A 15,414-nucleotide genomic window follows, 5' to 3' on the forward strand; every position below is an offset into this window, starting at 1 on the left:
ATTTGTATGATCAAAGATATTACAATAGGTCAATATATACCAGGGGAGTCTTTTGTACATAAATTAGATCCAAGATTTAAGATACTAATATCCCTTTTGTTTATTGTGGACCTATTTTTGGTAAATAATTTTATAGGCTATTTATTTATAATTATATTTCTTTTGGCCACAATAATAATAGCTAATTTGTCATTTAAGTACATTTATAATGGGTTAAAGCCTATTTTAGTTTTATTACTTATTACAGCAGTATTAAACATTTTTATGACTAGCGGGAAAGAGTTAAATTTAATTTTTCACTATGGGTTTATAAATGTTTATAAAGAAGGTCTAATAGTTGCAGCGTTTATGATTCTTAGACTTGTGTTTTTAATTATGGGAACATCAATATTGACATTGACTACATCTCCAATAGAGTTAACAGATGGCATAGAAAATCTTTTAAATCCATTTAAAAGAATAGGCGTGCCAGCCCATGAGTTAGCAATGATGATGACTATTGCATTAAGGTTTATTCCCACTCTTATGGATGAGACTGATAAAATTATGAAAGCACAAATGGCAAGAGGTGCTGATTTTGAGTCTGGGAATTTGATAAGTAGAGCAAAAAGTTTAATCCCTATTTTAGTACCCTTGTTTATAAGTTCTTTTAGACGGGCTGATGAATTAGCAATGGCTATGGAATCAAGATGTTACAAAGGTGGAGAAGGAAGAACTAGAATGAAACAACTAAAGATAACAAAAAAAGATTATGTTGCAAGTTTTGCTTTTACACTGTTGTTTATTATTACTATTGTTAGTAGAACATAATATTCTACTAAAGTGCAAAGGATTATTAAATCCTAGGTATAAATAGAAAAGGACGTGGAATAGTGAAAAATATAAAGCTCATAATAGAATACGATGGAACAAACTATTCAGGTTGGCAAAGGCAAAAGCAAAATAATGTTAGAACTATTCAAGAAAAAATAGAGCTTGCTATTGAAGAGATTACAGGTGAAAAAACTCAAATTACGGGGTCTAGTAGAACAGATGCCGGAGTTCATGCAAAAGGGTATACAGGAAACTTTTATACTGATAGTAAAATATCTGCGGAAAAATTCACAGGAGCTATAAATAGTAAGCTCCCCTTAGATATTGTGATTTTACATTCTATTGAGGTTCCATATGAGTTTCATTCAAGGTATAATAGTAAAGGGAAGCGGTACAGTTACACTATACTTAATAGGCGAGAGTCTGTTGCCGTAGGACGTAATTACATATATAACCATAAAGAGATATTAGATGTAGATGCTATGAAACTAGGGGCGTTATATTTTATAGGTACTCATGATTTTTCTGCATTCAAAAATCTGGGCAGTTCGGTTAAAACTTCTGTACGAACTATTTCGCAACTAGATATAATAAAGGATGAAGAACTTATAAAAATATATATTGCTGCTGACGGATTCCTTTATAATATGGTTAGAATAATAGTTGGAGCGCTAATTAGGGTTGGAGAAGGAAAAATTAAACCTAATGAAATTAAAGATATAATTGAGTCAAAAGAGAGAGCAAAGGCTGGAAAATCTGCTCCACCCGGGGGATTATGTTTGGAGGAAGTTTTTTATTAAAATAAAAATCAATAAAATTCAAACAGCACGTGTAAAAACATTGACACACCCGGTAGAATGTATTATACTTATTAATGTTTGTATAAAATATCGTGTATAAGATCCACTAGCCCCGGATCTTTAGCATAGGAAGTTAATTGTTAAAAGTTCAGGGAGGGAAAATAATGAAATCATACTTAGCAAAACCACTAGAAGTAGAAAGAAAATGGTTCGTTGTAGATGTAGAAGGAAAAGTTTTAGGAAGAGCAGCTAGTCAAATAGCAGCTATATTAAGAGGAAAGCACAAACCAACATTTACACCACATGTTGATACAGGTGACTTTGTAATTGTAATAAATGCTGATAAGATAGTTTTAACTGGTAAGAAATTAGACCAAAAAATGTTAAGACATCACTCTTTTTATCCAGGTGGATTAAAAGAAGTTCCATATAGAATAGCAATAGTTAAAAAACCTGAGTTTATTTTTGAAGAAGCAGTAAGAAGAATGCTTCCAAAGGGACCATTAGGTCGTCAAACACTTAAAAAATTAACTGTATACAGAGGATCAGAACATAAAAATGAAGCACAAAATCCAGAACCATTAGTGCTTAAATACTAATTAGATTCGGAGGGAGGATACATAATGGCAAAGGTTCAATATATAGGAACAGGAAGAAGAAAAAAATCAGTTGCTAGAGTAAGACTTGTACCTGGCGAAGGTAAAATTGTTATAAACAAAAGAAACATAGAAAATTATTTTGGATTAGAAACTTTAATTCTTATAGTTAACCAACCTTTAGTATTAACTGGAACTAAAGATAAATTTGATATTCTAGTTAATGTAAATGGTGGTGGATATACAGGTCAAGCTGGAGCAATAAGACACGGTATTTCTAGATCTTTATTAAAAGCTGACGAAACTTTAAGACCAGAGCTTAAAAAAGCAGGATTTTTAACAAGAGATCCAAGAATGAAAGAAAGAAAGAAATACGGCCTTAAAAAAGCAAGAAAAGCATCTCAGTTCTCAAAGAGATAGTCTTTATAAAGTCAAAAATCCCTCAAACAATCATGTTTGGGGGATTTTATTTCTTTTAAACTTATAAAATGATTTAAAATCACCTATAACTGACAAATGTTTAGAAAGTTATCTATTAAAAAAGACTATATGGATAATATCTATGTTGGTTCATATTCGCCGATCTCATTGAAAAAACGTATTTTTCGAATCTGTCATTTAAAATACTCCAATTTATATTTTCAATAAATGTAGAAATATATTTTTTCTTATCTGTTCCAAAATCCATGAAATATGCATGCTCATAAACATCCATTACTAATATGGGGAAAGATTGCCATACTGCTCCAGTATCGTGTGAATCGCTTCCTATTATGTGTAATTTGCTATCAAGCGAATCAATAGAGAGAACTACCCAACCTCTCATGGATAATCCTACATTTGTAAGATAGGAGATAAAATCATCATAGGTCGCAAACTGATTTATTATAGCATTAAATATGGGACCATAAGGGGTGTTACTTCCCCCAGTCATGTTTTCAAAATAAAGGTTGTGAAGCTTTACCCCATTCAGTGCATATGTTTCGCCCAGTTTTAAACTGCGCATTTTGGAATAAGTGGCATTGCTATCAGTATAATTACCGGGTATATAGGGAATGTTCCAAATTTCATTTAATTTGCTTACGTAACCCGAATATAGTTTGTAATGCTCATCTAGCTGCTTCTTGGAAAAGCCATTCACCGATTTAAAATCAAAAATGTAAGGCTTTAAATTGTACATTAGATCACCTCTATAAAATATTTTATTCCATTATATTTTAATTATATGATATGTAATGGAAATTTATTATAATATTATTTTATATGGATAGTTAAATCATCTCCTGTGGAGCTGCAACAGCTTTGAAGAAGCTGCATTGACGGCTTTAGAAGGAGCTTTATACTCCTACTGAAGTTTTTATTTGTTAGGGTATATAACTACCACTTATAGAAGTGGGAGACTTCCCCTCTGGAATGTCGTTAAAAGTAAATACCTCATATGTTATGTTTGTGTTAAGTTTTTTAAAGTCTATGTTAAATATGTCGTAAATTACTTAACATAAAGTATAAACCTATAGTATTATTTGTGTGAATGATTAAAATACTTATAATACATTAGACATGGAGGAATTTTATGCAGGCTATAAATATGGTTATAGGCCTTTTCGGAGGCGTCGGGTTATTCTTATATGGAATGAAAATGATGGGTGATGGGTTAATAAATGCATCAGGTGAAAAACTCAAAAAGATATTTGATAAAATAACATCTAATCCTATTAAAGGTGTAGCTACAGGAGCTGCAATAACAGCAGTTATTCAAAGCAGTAGTGCAACTACAGTAATGGTAGTTGGTTTTGTTAATGCAGGACTTATGGACCTATATCAGGCAGCGGCGGTAATTATGGGAGCGAATGTTGGAACCACTATAACAGCGCAGCTAATTGCATTTAAACTTGATAATATAATGCCAGTATTTTTAGGAATAGGTTCTTTAACAATATTATTTTCAAAAGATAAAAAGGGTAGGGAAACAGGCAATATTATATTAGGCTTTGGTATTCTTTTCTTAGGAATGGAATTAATGAAGAATGCTATGTCTCCACTAGCTAATTCGCCAGCTTTTGCAACTTTAATAATGAAATTGGAAGGAAATACTATCTTAGCAATTTTAACAGGAGTACTTATGACTTCAGTACTCCAAAGTTCTTCTGCGTCCACGGGTATTTTAGTAGCATTAGCTTCTACATCAGCACTGCCACTCGGAGTGGCGGTACCAATTTTATTTGGTAATAATATAGGCACATGTATAACGGCTTTATTATCGAGTATAGGAACGTCTAAAACAGCAAAGAAAGCAGCTCTAATACATCTGTTTTTTAATATATTTGGTACATTAATTTTTATTCCACTAATAAACCCAGTAATACAACTTGTACAAGTTATAACACCGGGTGGGAGTATAGGTATAAAAAGACAAATTGCGAATGCCCATACAATATTTAATATAACAAATACCATAATTATGGTGCCATTTATTAGATATCTCGTTTTACTTGTTAACAAGATTATACCTGGAGAAGATGAAGTTGTAATAATGGGGGTTAAGTATATAGATGATAGATTACTAGAGACACCAGTTATTGCGGTTGGGCAAACATCGCAAGAGGTAGTTAGAATGGCTAACTTAGCAAAAGAAAATGTACAGCTTGCTATGGAGTGTTTTACTAACAATAACGAAAGTAATATAAGAACTGTTTATGAAAATGAAAAATTAATAAACTTACTTGAAGATGAAATTACATCATATTTAGTAAAGCTTTCATCAACACAATTATCGGAGGAACAAACTAAAATAGTAACTTCTATGTTCAATGTAGTAAATGATATAGAGCGTATAGGAGATCATGCTGAAAATTTAGTGGATTTAACTAGTGAAAAGATTCAAAAGAATTTGAAATTCTCAAAAGAAGCTATAGAAGAGTTAGATGGAATGTATAAATACATAGTAAATGCCCTAGAAATTAGTATTGAGAGTTTTGAAAACAATGATATTATGAAAGCAGAATCCGTTATGGCAATAGAAAGTAGAATTGACAGTTTAGAAAACGAATTAAGATCATCACATATAAGAAGATTAAATAGTAGCGGATGCGGGGCTACAGTTGGGACAATGTACCTAGATATTATTAGCAATTTTGAAAGAATAGGAGATCATGCAACCAATATCGCAGAAGTGGTAATAAACAAATAATCATAATTTATATAAGTGAAATATATTTACATAGAACTTGAGGAAAGCAGAAAGCAGTCGCTATAATTTTTAGCGGGTGCTTTTTGTTTTCCGTTAAATTGTAAATATAAATACTGCATATAGATTTTTATAAAAAAGGATCTAAAGCAAATATGAAAATACTAATAAATCATCTGCAAGTTGAATAAAGTTAACATATATTAATAAATAAAAGGGTGGATGAATTGAGGTATAAAAATAACAAATTAGTAGCAATTATCATAGTAATCATTGTAGGGATGGTAGGCTTTATAGGCGTAAATCTAAGCTTTTCAAAAGAAACTATGAATGCTAGTAAAGGGAATAAAAAAATACTCATCGATGCCGGACATGGAGGGATGGATGGTGGCACAAGCTCTCAAAATGGTACTGTAGAAAAAGATATAAATTTAAGTATAGCAAAAAAGCTTAAAGAGAGCTTAAAAAAAGCAGGATATGAGGTAGTTATGACAAGAGAAGAAGATACAGGATCTTATTCAAAAAGTGGAACTATAAGGTCAAATTACAATGAAGATTTAAAAAATAGATGTGATTTAAAGAAATCAAGTAATTGTGACATGTTAATTAGCGTTCATTTAAATTATTTTTCACAGAGTAAATATTATGGAGCACAAGTATGGTACTCAGATTATAAAGATAGCGTTACATTAGCTAGTACAATTCAAAAAAACCTTAGGGTAGATTTGGATCCCAATAATAAGAGAATACAGAAGCCTGCTAAAAATGCTTACAAGTTATTAAGGGTGAATGACAATATGCCAAGCGTTATAGTGGAATGTGGATTTTTATCAAACAATGAAGAAGAACAAAAATTAAAGTCAGATGAATATCAAAGAAAAATTGCAGACTCCATAAGCAAATCTGTAGACGAGTTTTTTAACAGTAATCCAAAAGAGTAAATAAGTATAATGGAGCAAGTTTGGACTAGTTTGAATAATAATACTTATTTAAATGTGGGTAACCTAAAAAGGCATATTATTTTAGAAATATGCTTTTTGGTTTGTAATTAAATTTTCATAATAATACAGCTTTGAAGATGACGATGAACAGATTTAAAAAGGATAATTTAATTGCTAATCGTAGGCTATAGAAGAGGTTTCATCAATAAAAGTCCACCATGTAGGGCCTGGCATTAGTGAAATAGGGTCTCCTTTTCGGTCTGTAATATTTATTTTAGAATTATTCTTCCTATCCCATTTAATATCTTGAGCTTTTCCGCTACAAAACAATAATCCGGTGCCACAAGATTCAGATGAAGCTAAGGTTTCATCATTTACAATGTTACCGTGTACAAATTGCACAATAACATTAGTTAGCTTTACAGGAGTATTATTATCATTATCAATGTTTAAGCCTCTATAATGATAATACTCTCCATTTTGATATAAAAAATTTGAAGATGAATCTTCATTAAAACTTATAAAAATGGAAGTTGCATTGATACCTTTAAGGGCTTTTGTTTCAACGTTATTGGAAAATTTTAATATTGGTAAATATGAATTACAATAATCTTTTAAATTAATTGTTGAACTAACATTTTTAGCACTTTCTTGGCTAAACATAGCTTTATAAGTAAGGCCATTAGACTTACTTAAAAACTCAAGGATCAAATCTGCATTACTAAGTCCCTTAATAGATGGTTCATTAGTAGTATTAATAAAAGTTGCAATTTTTTTGAGCTGGGCAGAATAAGTTTTAGAAACTCTTTCACCTGTATATTTTGGTGTAGTTATTTGATCATGTAAATTAAGGTAACAAATATGCATAGTAAACCTATAAACAAATAGTGAAAGAACTAATACTAAAATAGAACTTAAAAAATATATGATAAAAGTAAAATTTTTCTTTGCCATAAGGTCCTCCCATAGTGTCTATATATAATATTTTAATAGTCTTATTTAACTAGGAACAGGTCGTAAGTAGTAAAATTATTAGAAGATTAACGAGATTTTCTTTATTCAGAGAACCTCTTTATAATTAGTGGCATTAATATCATAATATGAAATAATTAAAATTTTAATACAAAATAATAATATATTTTGTATTATTATTAATCTAATTATATTAAAAAAAATAAATCCTGTGATATAATTAGATTAATCATAAGTACAATCAAAGTATAAGTAAGAATAAAAAAACACAATATAATAATGCTATAGTGAAAAAGATGTTAGGAACATAAAAATAAATAACGATACAAAGGTATTTCGGACATTTTTAAGATTTGGTTTGGGTATACTAATTCTGAAATGTGTATATAAATTTAGAAATTTTACAACAATGACAGTTATACAAAAAAAATTTAAATCCAACAGATTTAAGTTTGAAATATTATTGACTAGTAAAATAATAAGGTATACAATTAAGCTATAAATATACCCTGGTGGGGTATAATAATTGGAGGTAATAATATGATTAAAGAAGTTAATGATAAAAATTTTAATGAGGAAATTGGAAATTCAGATAATATAGTTGTAGTTGATTTTTGGGCGCCTTGGTGTGGACCTTGTAAAATGTTGACTCCAGTAATTGAAGAATTAGCAAAGGAAATGGGAACAAAAGTTAAATTTGCAAAAGTAAATGTAGATGAGAGTCCTATGATATCATCAAAGTATAAAATTTCAAGTATTCCAACAGTTATGGTATTTAGCAAAGAAGCAGTTAAAGAAACTATGGTAGGATTCAGACCTAAAGCAGACTTAAAGAAAATAATAGAAAATCATATATAAAATATTACAGCACTAAAAATGATGATTGATATGGTAATAAAGTTAAATAAAGTAATGTAAGTATTAAATAGAAATGTTTGGAGATAGATATTTTAAATTTTTATAATTTAAATAAATATCTCCATTTTCTAAGTGAAGAATTTTTATTTATCATAGGGACAAATAAGTAGAATGGCAGATACTAGGATGAAAACATAAGGAGGAGAAATTATGGGTGAGAGATATGATATAGCTATAATTGGAACAGGCCCAGCAGGCCTTGAAGCAGCTATTAGTGCTAAAATTAGAAATAAAAACATAATAATTTTTGGAAGCAAAGAATTAAGTCCAAAGCTAGTAAAAGCAGCAAAGGTAAACAATTTTTTAGGGTTCTATAACGTTTCAGGAAAGGACCTTAAGAATGAATTTGCAGCACATGTTGCTGCCATGGGGATAGGTATTGTAAATGAGAGAATAAATAATGTTTATGCCATGGGGGATTATTTTGCTTTGATGGTAAATGAAAAAATATATGAGGCTAAAGCAATAATTTTAGCTACGGGGATAGAATACACGAAAGCATTAAAAGGAGAAGAAGAGTTTTTAGGAAAAGGAGTAGGGTACTGTGCTACTTGCGATGCTCCATTATATAAAGGAAAAACAGTTGTTATAGTCGGATATAATAAAGAAAGTGAAGAAGAAACTAATTATGTAAGTGAATTGAGTGGAAAAACATATTATATCCCTATGTACAAAGGGGAATACGATTTAAATTCTAACGTGGAGATAATAAAAAATAAGCCTTTAGAAATAGTTGGTGAGGATGTGGTAACTAAGGTTATTTTAGAGAAGGGCGAGATAACTACAGATGGAATTTTCATGCTAAGAGATAGTGTGTCTCCTAGTCAATTGGTGCCAGGTCTTGAAATCGAAGAGGGACATATAAAAGTTGATAGAAGTATGAAAACCAATATAGAAGGATGTTTTGCAGCAGGCGACTGCATAGGTAAGCCATATCAGTATATTAAGGCTGCAGGTGAAGGATTAGTAGCAGCATTAAGTGCAGTTACCTATTTAGATAAAGAACATAAAAATAAATAAGATAGATGCTGACTATTTATTTTTATGTTATTAACAATAAAATTAGGTAGCTAACTGTAGTTAGAACTAGCTGTAGCTAGAATTAACTAAAGTGAGCTACCTGGCTGTAGCTTATAACTACAGTTTTTTTTTATTTAACTACAAAGAAAACATGATTTCCTATAGTTTTTACATTTGTTTTTTTTATACCTATCATCCACTGAGAAGTAGATATTTCAGGGTTATAAAAGAAAACAGCATTATATGTAGGATCTTTACCTTTTAATGCATCTAATACAGCAGTGTAACAAGCAGAATCGGGAATAACATTCGCTTTGCCATTGTGAATTATTTTCCCATCTTTAACACAAGAAAAAGCGTTTTTTTGATTTATAACACCAGAAATAGATTTTGGGAAATGACCATCACGAGCACGATTTAGTATAACGGATGCTACTGCGAGTTTGCCGATATCAGGTTCACCACAACTCTCGGCGTATACAACTTGCGACATTAAATAAATGTCGTTATCAGTAATGTAAATTGAGCTATTTGACTGTTTAAATACTGCTACTGCTTCTAGTTTATCGTTATATAAATCTTTAATTTCTGAATCAAATGAGTATAAATTTTTACCATTTACTCTTAAACTAGGCAATACTAATAATAATGTTAGCATACAAGATAAAAAAGCAAATTTTTTCATAGTATCTCTCCTTTTGCCTACGGAGTTAGCTGACGGGTTCGGGAAAGGTTTAACCTACACAATAAGTGATTCACCCCAAATGCTTGGTTCCTCCGTATTTTTTACTTCGGCTAATAATAGTGTGACCAAGAGTACGAAAATAATACGCTAAATTTTTATATTATAACGAAAAACAATGAAGTTATAAAATATATACGTATTTATTTATTATTCTTTAGCTGAGTATAGACTTTAATAAAATCATTATAAGAACGTTCCACTTGTGTAAATAGCACATTAGAAGAATTGTATAGAGCATCTAATGCGGCGGTGTCTACAGCCGTACTTAAAGTTTGAACTTTCTCACTTGTTAGCGCAAGTTTAAAATCCCTTAAATAGCTTTCCTGGTTATCTAATAAAAGTTTGAAGGATTCATAAGTAGTAATAGCCGCAGGAGGCACAGATAAACCTTTAAATGTAGTTTGCATTTCGCTTAATTTTGTAAAATCACTATCTACTAGCGACAAAAGGTCATCATAGGATATCTCTTTTTTTCTCGCTTTTATTACATTTGAGTAAAAATCAGTTTTAGCATCTAAAAAATCCACGGATAAGCTATCAGTTTTATTGATAAATTCCTGAGTTTGTTCCGATTTAATATCTGTTTCTTTTCTTATCATTACGGCGCTATAACTGTAATTAAGTACATTATCAATGAAGACTAAAGATGTTCTTGGCAGTGTTATTTCAATATTACGAATATCTACTAAGGAGTAAAAATTCATGCAATCATTTCTAAAGGTTTTAAGATCCTCCACGGATTTTTCTACATCTCGACCAGAAGGATTATTTAAAATTGCTAGTGTTTGTCTGTATATTAATAGGTTTTTGTCTAAGCCTGATTTTAAATTTTCATGATCTTTTTTATATTTCGCGGTAGGTTCTGAATTTGATAAATTATCGCGGAGCTTAGCTAAATCTTTAATAATACTAGGCAATTGTTCTTTGGCATAACCAACATCTATTGTTTGACCACTATTAAACTGTCCTGTATTGTTATTAACTGTATTAATAATATTAATATTAGTTATTAAGGCAGTTTTATAGGAATCATATACCTTATTTATAGATTTGTAATAGATAGTTAAGGAAATACCTATGGAGATCATGATAATAGATAGAAAAAGTATGATTTTAAATGTTTTTCTTTTGTTATTAGTATCTATAATATCTACATTTTCTTTTTGCTCGTTCAAAAAAACTCACTCCCTTATTATTTGTCTTGTATTCATATATTAATTTAATACATATATTATTCTAGTTTAGTTACAGAATTATACTCTTAGAATGTAAAAGTGGTATATGTTGAATAAAATTACTTTGAAATGTGTGCTTAATTGTTATAATAAAATTAAATTATAATATATACTAATAAAGCAAATCATGGTGTATAATTGTAAATAGGAGTTTTAGTAGAGGGGTGTGGGCTTTATGGAAGTATTTAAATTAATGATAAGCACAATCAAAAATATAAGCATATTTTCAATTTTGGATATATTAGTGGTGGCGTTTATATTCTATAAAAGTTACATGCTAATGAAAGAAACAAGAGCTATACAGTTATTAAAAGGAATGATTTTTATTTTTGTGCTTATTCCGATAAGCCAATTGCTTAATTTAACAGTATTAAATTGGGTTTTAAATAAGACAATAACAATTGGTGTTTTGACTATTGTTATCATCTTTCAACCAGAAATAAGAAGGGCGTTAGAGCACATCGGAAGGACCGCTTTTGCTGATAAACACGTATTTGAAGATGAACAAATAATGGAGAAGGTTATAACTGAAATTGTCAATGCCGTTGAAATTTTATCAAAAAGTAAAACAGGGGCACTAATAGTAATAGAACAAAGGACAGGTATTGCAGAAATTATTAAAACAGGAACCGCATTGGATGCTGTAATATCTACAGCTTTACTAGAAAATATATTTGTAGTTAATACCCCCCTTCATGATGGGGCTACAATAATTAGAAATGATAGAATAATCGCGGCAGGATGTTTTCTGCCTTTAACAAATAATGATGTAATAAGTAAGAAACTAGGGACGCGGCATAGAGCGGCAATAGGAATAACAGAAACTTCAGATGCTCTAACAATAATAGTATCAGAAGAAACAGGAACTATATCTATAGCAATGAATGGAAGATTGCTAAGGAACTATGACAAGGATAAGCTTAAAAAAATACTTCTTCAAATAATAAAAAGAAGACAAACTAAAAAAATAACCTTAAAGGAGAGAGTAAAGGCATGGATAAAAACGGAAAACAAGAATTTATAATTAAAATTTGCTGCGTAATAGCTGCCTTTGCTTTATGGCTTTTTATATCAAGCACAGAAAATCCACTTACTGCTTATAAGCTTCAAAACATACCTGTACAGCTTTTAAATACAAATGTATTAACCCAGTCAAATCTCGTTTTAGTACCAGGGCAAGATTTAACAACATCCATAAATATCAAAGGGGCTAGTACTAGTATAATTTTGGGTAAGAAAGCAGAAGATTTCACATTAGTTGCAGATTTAAGTGCATATGCTCTTAAAACTGGAGAACAAATGATTCCTATTGAAATAAGAAAAAGCCCTAATAATATAACAGTGGTAAATAGTAATGGTCTTTTTATAAAGGTAAACTTAGATAAACGGATTGAATCTAATCTACCTATAAATGTAATTACAAGTGGAAAACCCAAAGAAGGCTTCTATGCATCTGAACCAGAAATATCCCAAAGTAATGCTAAAGTAGTAGGTGGGTCAAAGTTTGTAAATGTAGTGAAAAAAATATTAGTAGAAGTTAATATACAAGACGTGGAATCAAATATTGCAAAAACATACACGCTTAAACCAGTAGATGAAGAAGGTAAGGAAGTAAAAGGAGTGGTTGTAAACCCAGTTCAGATAGATGTTAAGATTCCTATAAGGAAGACTAAGTCTGTAGGAGTAACGGTGAAAACCATAGGAGTTTTGAATCCTAATTTTACGCTAAAGAGCATAAAAGTGCAACCAGAACGGTTTGATGTAACAGGAAGTGTAGATGCACTTAAACAAGTGGAAAATTTAAACACGGAAGCTATTGACCTAAGTAAAATAAACAAAAGTACTACGATGAATGTTAAAGTATTAATTCCAGGTGGATTAAGTTTAGTTAGTGGTACTGCTTTAGTTAAGGCTGAGATTAATTTAGATGAGGTAGTGAAAAAGAATATAGATGAGGTAGTGCAAAAAAAACTAAGTCAAGACATCAAATATATTAATTTAGATGAAAAATATCAAGTGAAACTCGAAAAAAATAATGACTCACTACTGGTTTCAGGTACGCAGGCCGTTATGGATTCTTTGGATTTGACAAAAATTAGCGCCGTAGTAGATTTAGCTAATTTAGTAGAAGGAGAACACTCTGTGAAAGTAGTGGCAAGTATGCCAGAAGGAGTAAATTTAATATCACAAGACCAAGATAAAATATTAGTAACTATTACGAAGAAACAAACGGAGGTAATGACAGGAAATGACAATAAGAGTGAATAACATAGTCCTAGATATAGACGATACTATAGATACTATAAAAACAAAGGCAGCAAAAATAATGAGAGTTGATGAGAACGAAATAAAAGATTTTAGAATAGCTAAAGAATCCATAGATGCTAGGAAAAAAAATAACATTAAATTTAATTATGCTGCTTGTATTAAAATGGATGATGAATTAAAAATTGTAGAGAGGGCAAATCATAAAGATGTTAAACTTGAAGAAGTTAAGTATAATGCTGAGTTTGAATTTGGAACGAGTGAGATGCAGCATAGACCTATAATCGTAGGAATGGGTCCAGCAGGTATGTTTGCTGGGCTTCTTATGGCGCAAAAGGGATACAAGCCTCTAATTATTGAAAGAGGAGAACAGGTAGAGCTTAGAACAAAAAGCATAAACAAATTTTGGACTAGGGCGGTGCTCAATACAGAATCAAATGTGCAATTTGGTGAAGGTGGAGCGGGAACCTTTTCAGATGGAAAGCTAACTACAAGAATAAAGGACACTAGATGTGACTACATATTAGAGGAATTTGTGAAAGCTGGTGCACCTGAGGAAATATTGTATATTGGCAAGCCTCACATAGGTACAGATGTGTTAAAAGAAGTTGTGAAAAATATAAGGGAAAGTATTATTAAACTAGGTGGAGAAGTAAGATTTAATAGTAAGCTTTCCGATATAAAAATTAAAGATAAAAAGGTGAAAAGCATAATAGTAAATGGGGAAGAGTTGCCTTGTGATAGCTTAATTTTAGCTCCAGGACATAGTTCCAGGGATACATATGAAATGTTATATAAAAAAGGCGTATTTATGTCTAGTAAGCCATTTGCAATGGGGGTTCGAATAGAGCATCCTCAGGATATGATCAATGAAAATCAATATGGAAAATATGCTAACCACCCAAGGTTAAAAGGTGCTGATTACAAGCTTACTTATACAAGTGGAAAATCTGGAAGAGCAGTATATAGTTTTTGTATGTGCCCAGGCGGACAAGTAGTCTCGGCAGCTTCAGAGCAGGGATGCCTTGCAATAAATGGTATGAGTGAATATAAGAGAGATAAGGCTAATGCAAACTCAGCTGTAGTGGTATCTGTAGGACCTAAAGACTTTGGAACAGACGACCCACTTGCTGGTATTGAGTTTCAGAGGCATTATGAAGCACTAGCTTATAAAATTGGAGGATCAAACTATAATGCACCCGTGCAATTAGTTGGAGATTTCCTTAAAGGAATAGACAGTAACAAAATAGGGAGTATAAAACCAAGCTATACACCGGGATATAAATTTGCTGATCTTACTGGGTGTTTGCCTAGTTATGTAACAGATGCTATAAAAGAGGCTTTACCTAAATTTGATTATAAAATAAAGGGTTTTGCAAGAGAAGACGCAGTTATGACTGGTATTGAAACAAGAACATCGGCGCCAGTAAGAATTGATAGAAATGAGGAATTACAAAGTATATCTCTAGAAGGATTATACCCAGCAGGAGAAGGAGCGGGATATGCGGGTGGAATAATTTCTGCGGCAGTTGATGGATTAAAAACAGCAGAAAGTATAATGAAGAAATGGAAACCTGAATAAGAGCTCATCCTTAGTAAGTGGCTTAGAGCGTGGTTTGTTTTCTAGCTTTATAAAATAATCTATATAGGCAGCTCCAAAAAAATTGACTAGCATACCAGCTAGTTATTTTTTTGTAACACCTGCCTTAAATCATCTCCTGGGTCGCTGAACAGCTATGAAGAAGATGAATTAACGACTTCAGAAGGAGATTTATACTCCCACTGAAGTTTTCTATTTGTTAGGGCATATAATTCCAACTTATAGAAGTAGGAGACTTTCATTCTGAAATATCGTTAAAAATACTGGAATAATTAATTTCTATGTTGAATATTTCAATTAATGATAATATAATGAATACAAT

At 31.1% G+C, this 15,414-nt stretch carries 15 protein-coding genes and 1 riboswitch; of the genes, 11 read left to right on the plus strand and 4 right to left on the minus strand.

The window, feature by feature from the left end; all coding sequences use genetic code 11:
• Positions 1-6 precede the first annotated feature (6 nt).
• The 4 genes from KTC94_RS12705 to rpsI all read left to right on the plus strand — a co-directional run bounded on the left by KTC94_RS12705 (position 7) and on the right by rpsI (position 2,629).
• Positions 7-810: an energy-coupling factor transporter transmembrane protein EcfT gene (locus tag KTC94_RS12705; RefSeq protein ID WP_216302376.1), complete on the plus strand. Its 804-nt coding sequence runs from the start codon at positions 7-9 to the stop codon at positions 808-810.
• 62 nt (positions 811-872) lie between these two features.
• Entirely contained in the window at positions 873-1,613 is a 741-nt protein-coding gene (truA, locus tag KTC94_RS12710; protein ID WP_165414267.1) for a tRNA pseudouridine(38-40) synthase TruA, read from the plus strand.
• Between the two features lie 164 nt (positions 1,614-1,777).
• Entirely contained in the window at positions 1,778-2,212 is a 435-nt protein-coding gene (gene rplM, locus KTC94_RS12715) for a 50S ribosomal protein L13 (RefSeq protein ID WP_165414268.1), read from the plus strand.
• Positions 2,213-2,236: 24 nt separating this feature from the next.
• Positions 2,237-2,629 (plus strand): 30S ribosomal protein S9, encoded by a 393-nt coding sequence (gene rpsI / locus KTC94_RS12720; RefSeq protein WP_165414269.1) that lies wholly within the window; start codon positions 2,237-2,239, stop codon positions 2,627-2,629.
• 115 nt (positions 2,630-2,744) lie between these two features.
• Here rpsI and KTC94_RS12725 read toward each other — a convergent pair whose 3' ends face one another.
• A complete protein-coding gene (locus KTC94_RS12725) occupies positions 2,745-3,389 on the minus strand; it encodes a superoxide dismutase (protein ID WP_220286296.1) in 645 nt (214 codons plus the stop codon).
• Between the two features lie 393 nt (positions 3,390-3,782).
• On the opposite strand from KTC94_RS12725, the gene KTC94_RS12730 reads away from it, so the two are divergent.
• Positions 3,783-5,399 carry a Na/Pi cotransporter family protein gene (locus tag KTC94_RS12730; protein ID WP_216302378.1) on the plus strand — a complete coding sequence of 539 codons (1,617 nt, stop codon included), beginning with the start codon at positions 3,783-3,785 and terminating at the stop codon, positions 5,397-5,399.
• 224 nt (positions 5,400-5,623) lie between these two features.
• The gene (gene cwlD, locus KTC94_RS12735) at positions 5,624-6,337 is read left to right on the plus strand and encodes an N-acetylmuramoyl-L-alanine amidase CwlD (RefSeq protein ID WP_220319773.1); all 714 of its coding nucleotides are present in this window, start codon (positions 5,624-5,626) and stop codon (positions 6,335-6,337) included.
• A 174-nt stretch (positions 6,338-6,511) separates the two neighbouring features.
• Here cwlD and KTC94_RS12740 read toward each other — a convergent pair whose 3' ends face one another.
• Positions 6,512-7,291, minus strand: a complete 780-nt coding sequence (locus KTC94_RS12740) for a DUF3048 C-terminal domain-containing protein (protein WP_216302380.1) — start codon at positions 7,289-7,291, stop codon at positions 6,512-6,514.
• Between the two features lie 558 nt (positions 7,292-7,849).
• Between KTC94_RS12740 and trxA the strand changes: the two genes are divergently transcribed.
• Both trxA and KTC94_RS12750 read left to right on the plus strand, forming a co-directional pair.
• A complete protein-coding gene (gene trxA, locus KTC94_RS12745; protein WP_216302381.1) occupies positions 7,850-8,167 on the plus strand; it encodes a thioredoxin in 318 nt (105 codons plus the stop codon).
• Between the two features lie 210 nt (positions 8,168-8,377).
• Complete coding sequence (locus KTC94_RS12750; protein WP_216302382.1) at positions 8,378-9,247, plus strand: NAD(P)/FAD-dependent oxidoreductase; 870 nt, start codon at positions 8,378-8,380, stop codon at positions 9,245-9,247.
• Between the two features lie 130 nt (positions 9,248-9,377).
• Here the strand turns inward: KTC94_RS12750 and KTC94_RS12755 are convergent, their stop codons facing one another.
• Together KTC94_RS12755 and KTC94_RS12760 are read right to left on the minus strand one after the other, a co-directional pair.
• Complete coding sequence (locus KTC94_RS12755; RefSeq protein ID WP_216302383.1) at positions 9,378-9,932, minus strand: cell wall hydrolase; 555 nt, start codon at positions 9,930-9,932, stop codon at positions 9,378-9,380.
• Positions 9,933-10,054: riboswitch (cyclic di-AMP (ydaO/yuaA leader) on the minus strand.
• A gap of 78 nt (positions 10,055-10,132) precedes the next feature.
• Positions 10,133-11,167: a hypothetical protein gene (locus tag KTC94_RS12760; protein WP_220319774.1), complete on the minus strand. Its 1,035-nt coding sequence runs from the start codon at positions 11,165-11,167 to the stop codon at positions 10,133-10,135.
• Between the two features lie 235 nt (positions 11,168-11,402).
• On the opposite strand from KTC94_RS12760, the gene cdaA reads away from it, so the two are divergent.
• The 3 genes from cdaA to KTC94_RS12775 are packed head-to-tail and all read left to right on the plus strand — an operon-like array spanning position 11,403 to position 15,074.
• Entirely contained in the window at positions 11,403-12,251 is an 849-nt protein-coding gene (gene cdaA / locus KTC94_RS12765) for a diadenylate cyclase CdaA (RefSeq protein ID WP_165414282.1), read from the plus strand.
• Positions 12,221-13,495 carry a YbbR-like domain-containing protein gene (locus KTC94_RS12770; protein WP_220319775.1) on the plus strand — a complete coding sequence of 425 codons (1,275 nt, stop codon included), beginning with the start codon at positions 12,221-12,223 and terminating at the stop codon, positions 13,493-13,495. The genes cdaA and KTC94_RS12770 overlap by 31 nt, the downstream gene beginning before the upstream one ends.
• Complete coding sequence (locus KTC94_RS12775) at positions 13,476-15,074, plus strand: NAD(P)/FAD-dependent oxidoreductase (protein WP_216302386.1); 1,599 nt, start codon at positions 13,476-13,478, stop codon at positions 15,072-15,074. Before KTC94_RS12770 ends, KTC94_RS12775 begins: the two co-directional genes overlap by 20 nt.
• The last annotated feature ends 340 nt before the right edge of the window (positions 15,075-15,414 follow it).

Source organism: Clostridium sp. CM028 (assembly GCF_030585565.1).
Taxonomy (GTDB): Bacteria; Bacillota; Clostridia; order Clostridiales; family Clostridiaceae; genus Clostridium_AD; species Clostridium_AD estertheticum_B.

Bases quoted from the DNA above. Each gene is read 5' to 3' on its own strand.
- KTC94_RS12705 (WP_216302376.1), top strand. From the start codon at position 7: ATGATCAAAGATATTACAATAGGTCAATATATACCAGGGGAGTCTTTT.
- rplM (WP_165414268.1), top strand. From the start codon at position 1,778: ATGAAATCATACTTAGCAAAACCACTAGAAGTAGAAAGAAAATGGTTC.
- rpsI (WP_165414269.1), top strand. From the start codon at position 2,237: ATGGCAAAGGTTCAATATATAGGAACAGGAAGAAGAAAAAAATCAGTT.
- KTC94_RS12725 (WP_220286296.1), bottom strand. From the start codon at position 3,389: ATGTACAATTTAAAGCCTTACATTTTTGATTTTAAATCGGTGAATGGC.
- KTC94_RS12730 (WP_216302378.1), top strand. From the start codon at position 3,783: ATGCAGGCTATAAATATGGTTATAGGCCTTTTCGGAGGCGTCGGGTTA.
- KTC94_RS12740 (WP_216302380.1), bottom strand. From the start codon at position 7,291: ATGGCAAAGAAAAATTTTACTTTTATCATATATTTTTTAAGTTCTATT.
- trxA (WP_216302381.1), top strand. From the start codon at position 7,850: ATGATTAAAGAAGTTAATGATAAAAATTTTAATGAGGAAATTGGAAAT.
- KTC94_RS12750 (WP_216302382.1), top strand. From the start codon at position 8,378: ATGGGTGAGAGATATGATATAGCTATAATTGGAACAGGCCCAGCAGGC.
- KTC94_RS12755 (WP_216302383.1), bottom strand. From the start codon at position 9,932: ATGAAAAAATTTGCTTTTTTATCTTGTATGCTAACATTATTATTAGTA.
- cdaA (WP_165414282.1), top strand. From the start codon at position 11,403: ATGGAAGTATTTAAATTAATGATAAGCACAATCAAAAATATAAGCATA.
- KTC94_RS12770 (WP_220319775.1), top strand. From the start codon at position 12,221: ATGGATAAAAACGGAAAACAAGAATTTATAATTAAAATTTGCTGCGTA.
- KTC94_RS12775 (WP_216302386.1), top strand. From the start codon at position 13,476: ATGACAATAAGAGTGAATAACATAGTCCTAGATATAGACGATACTATA.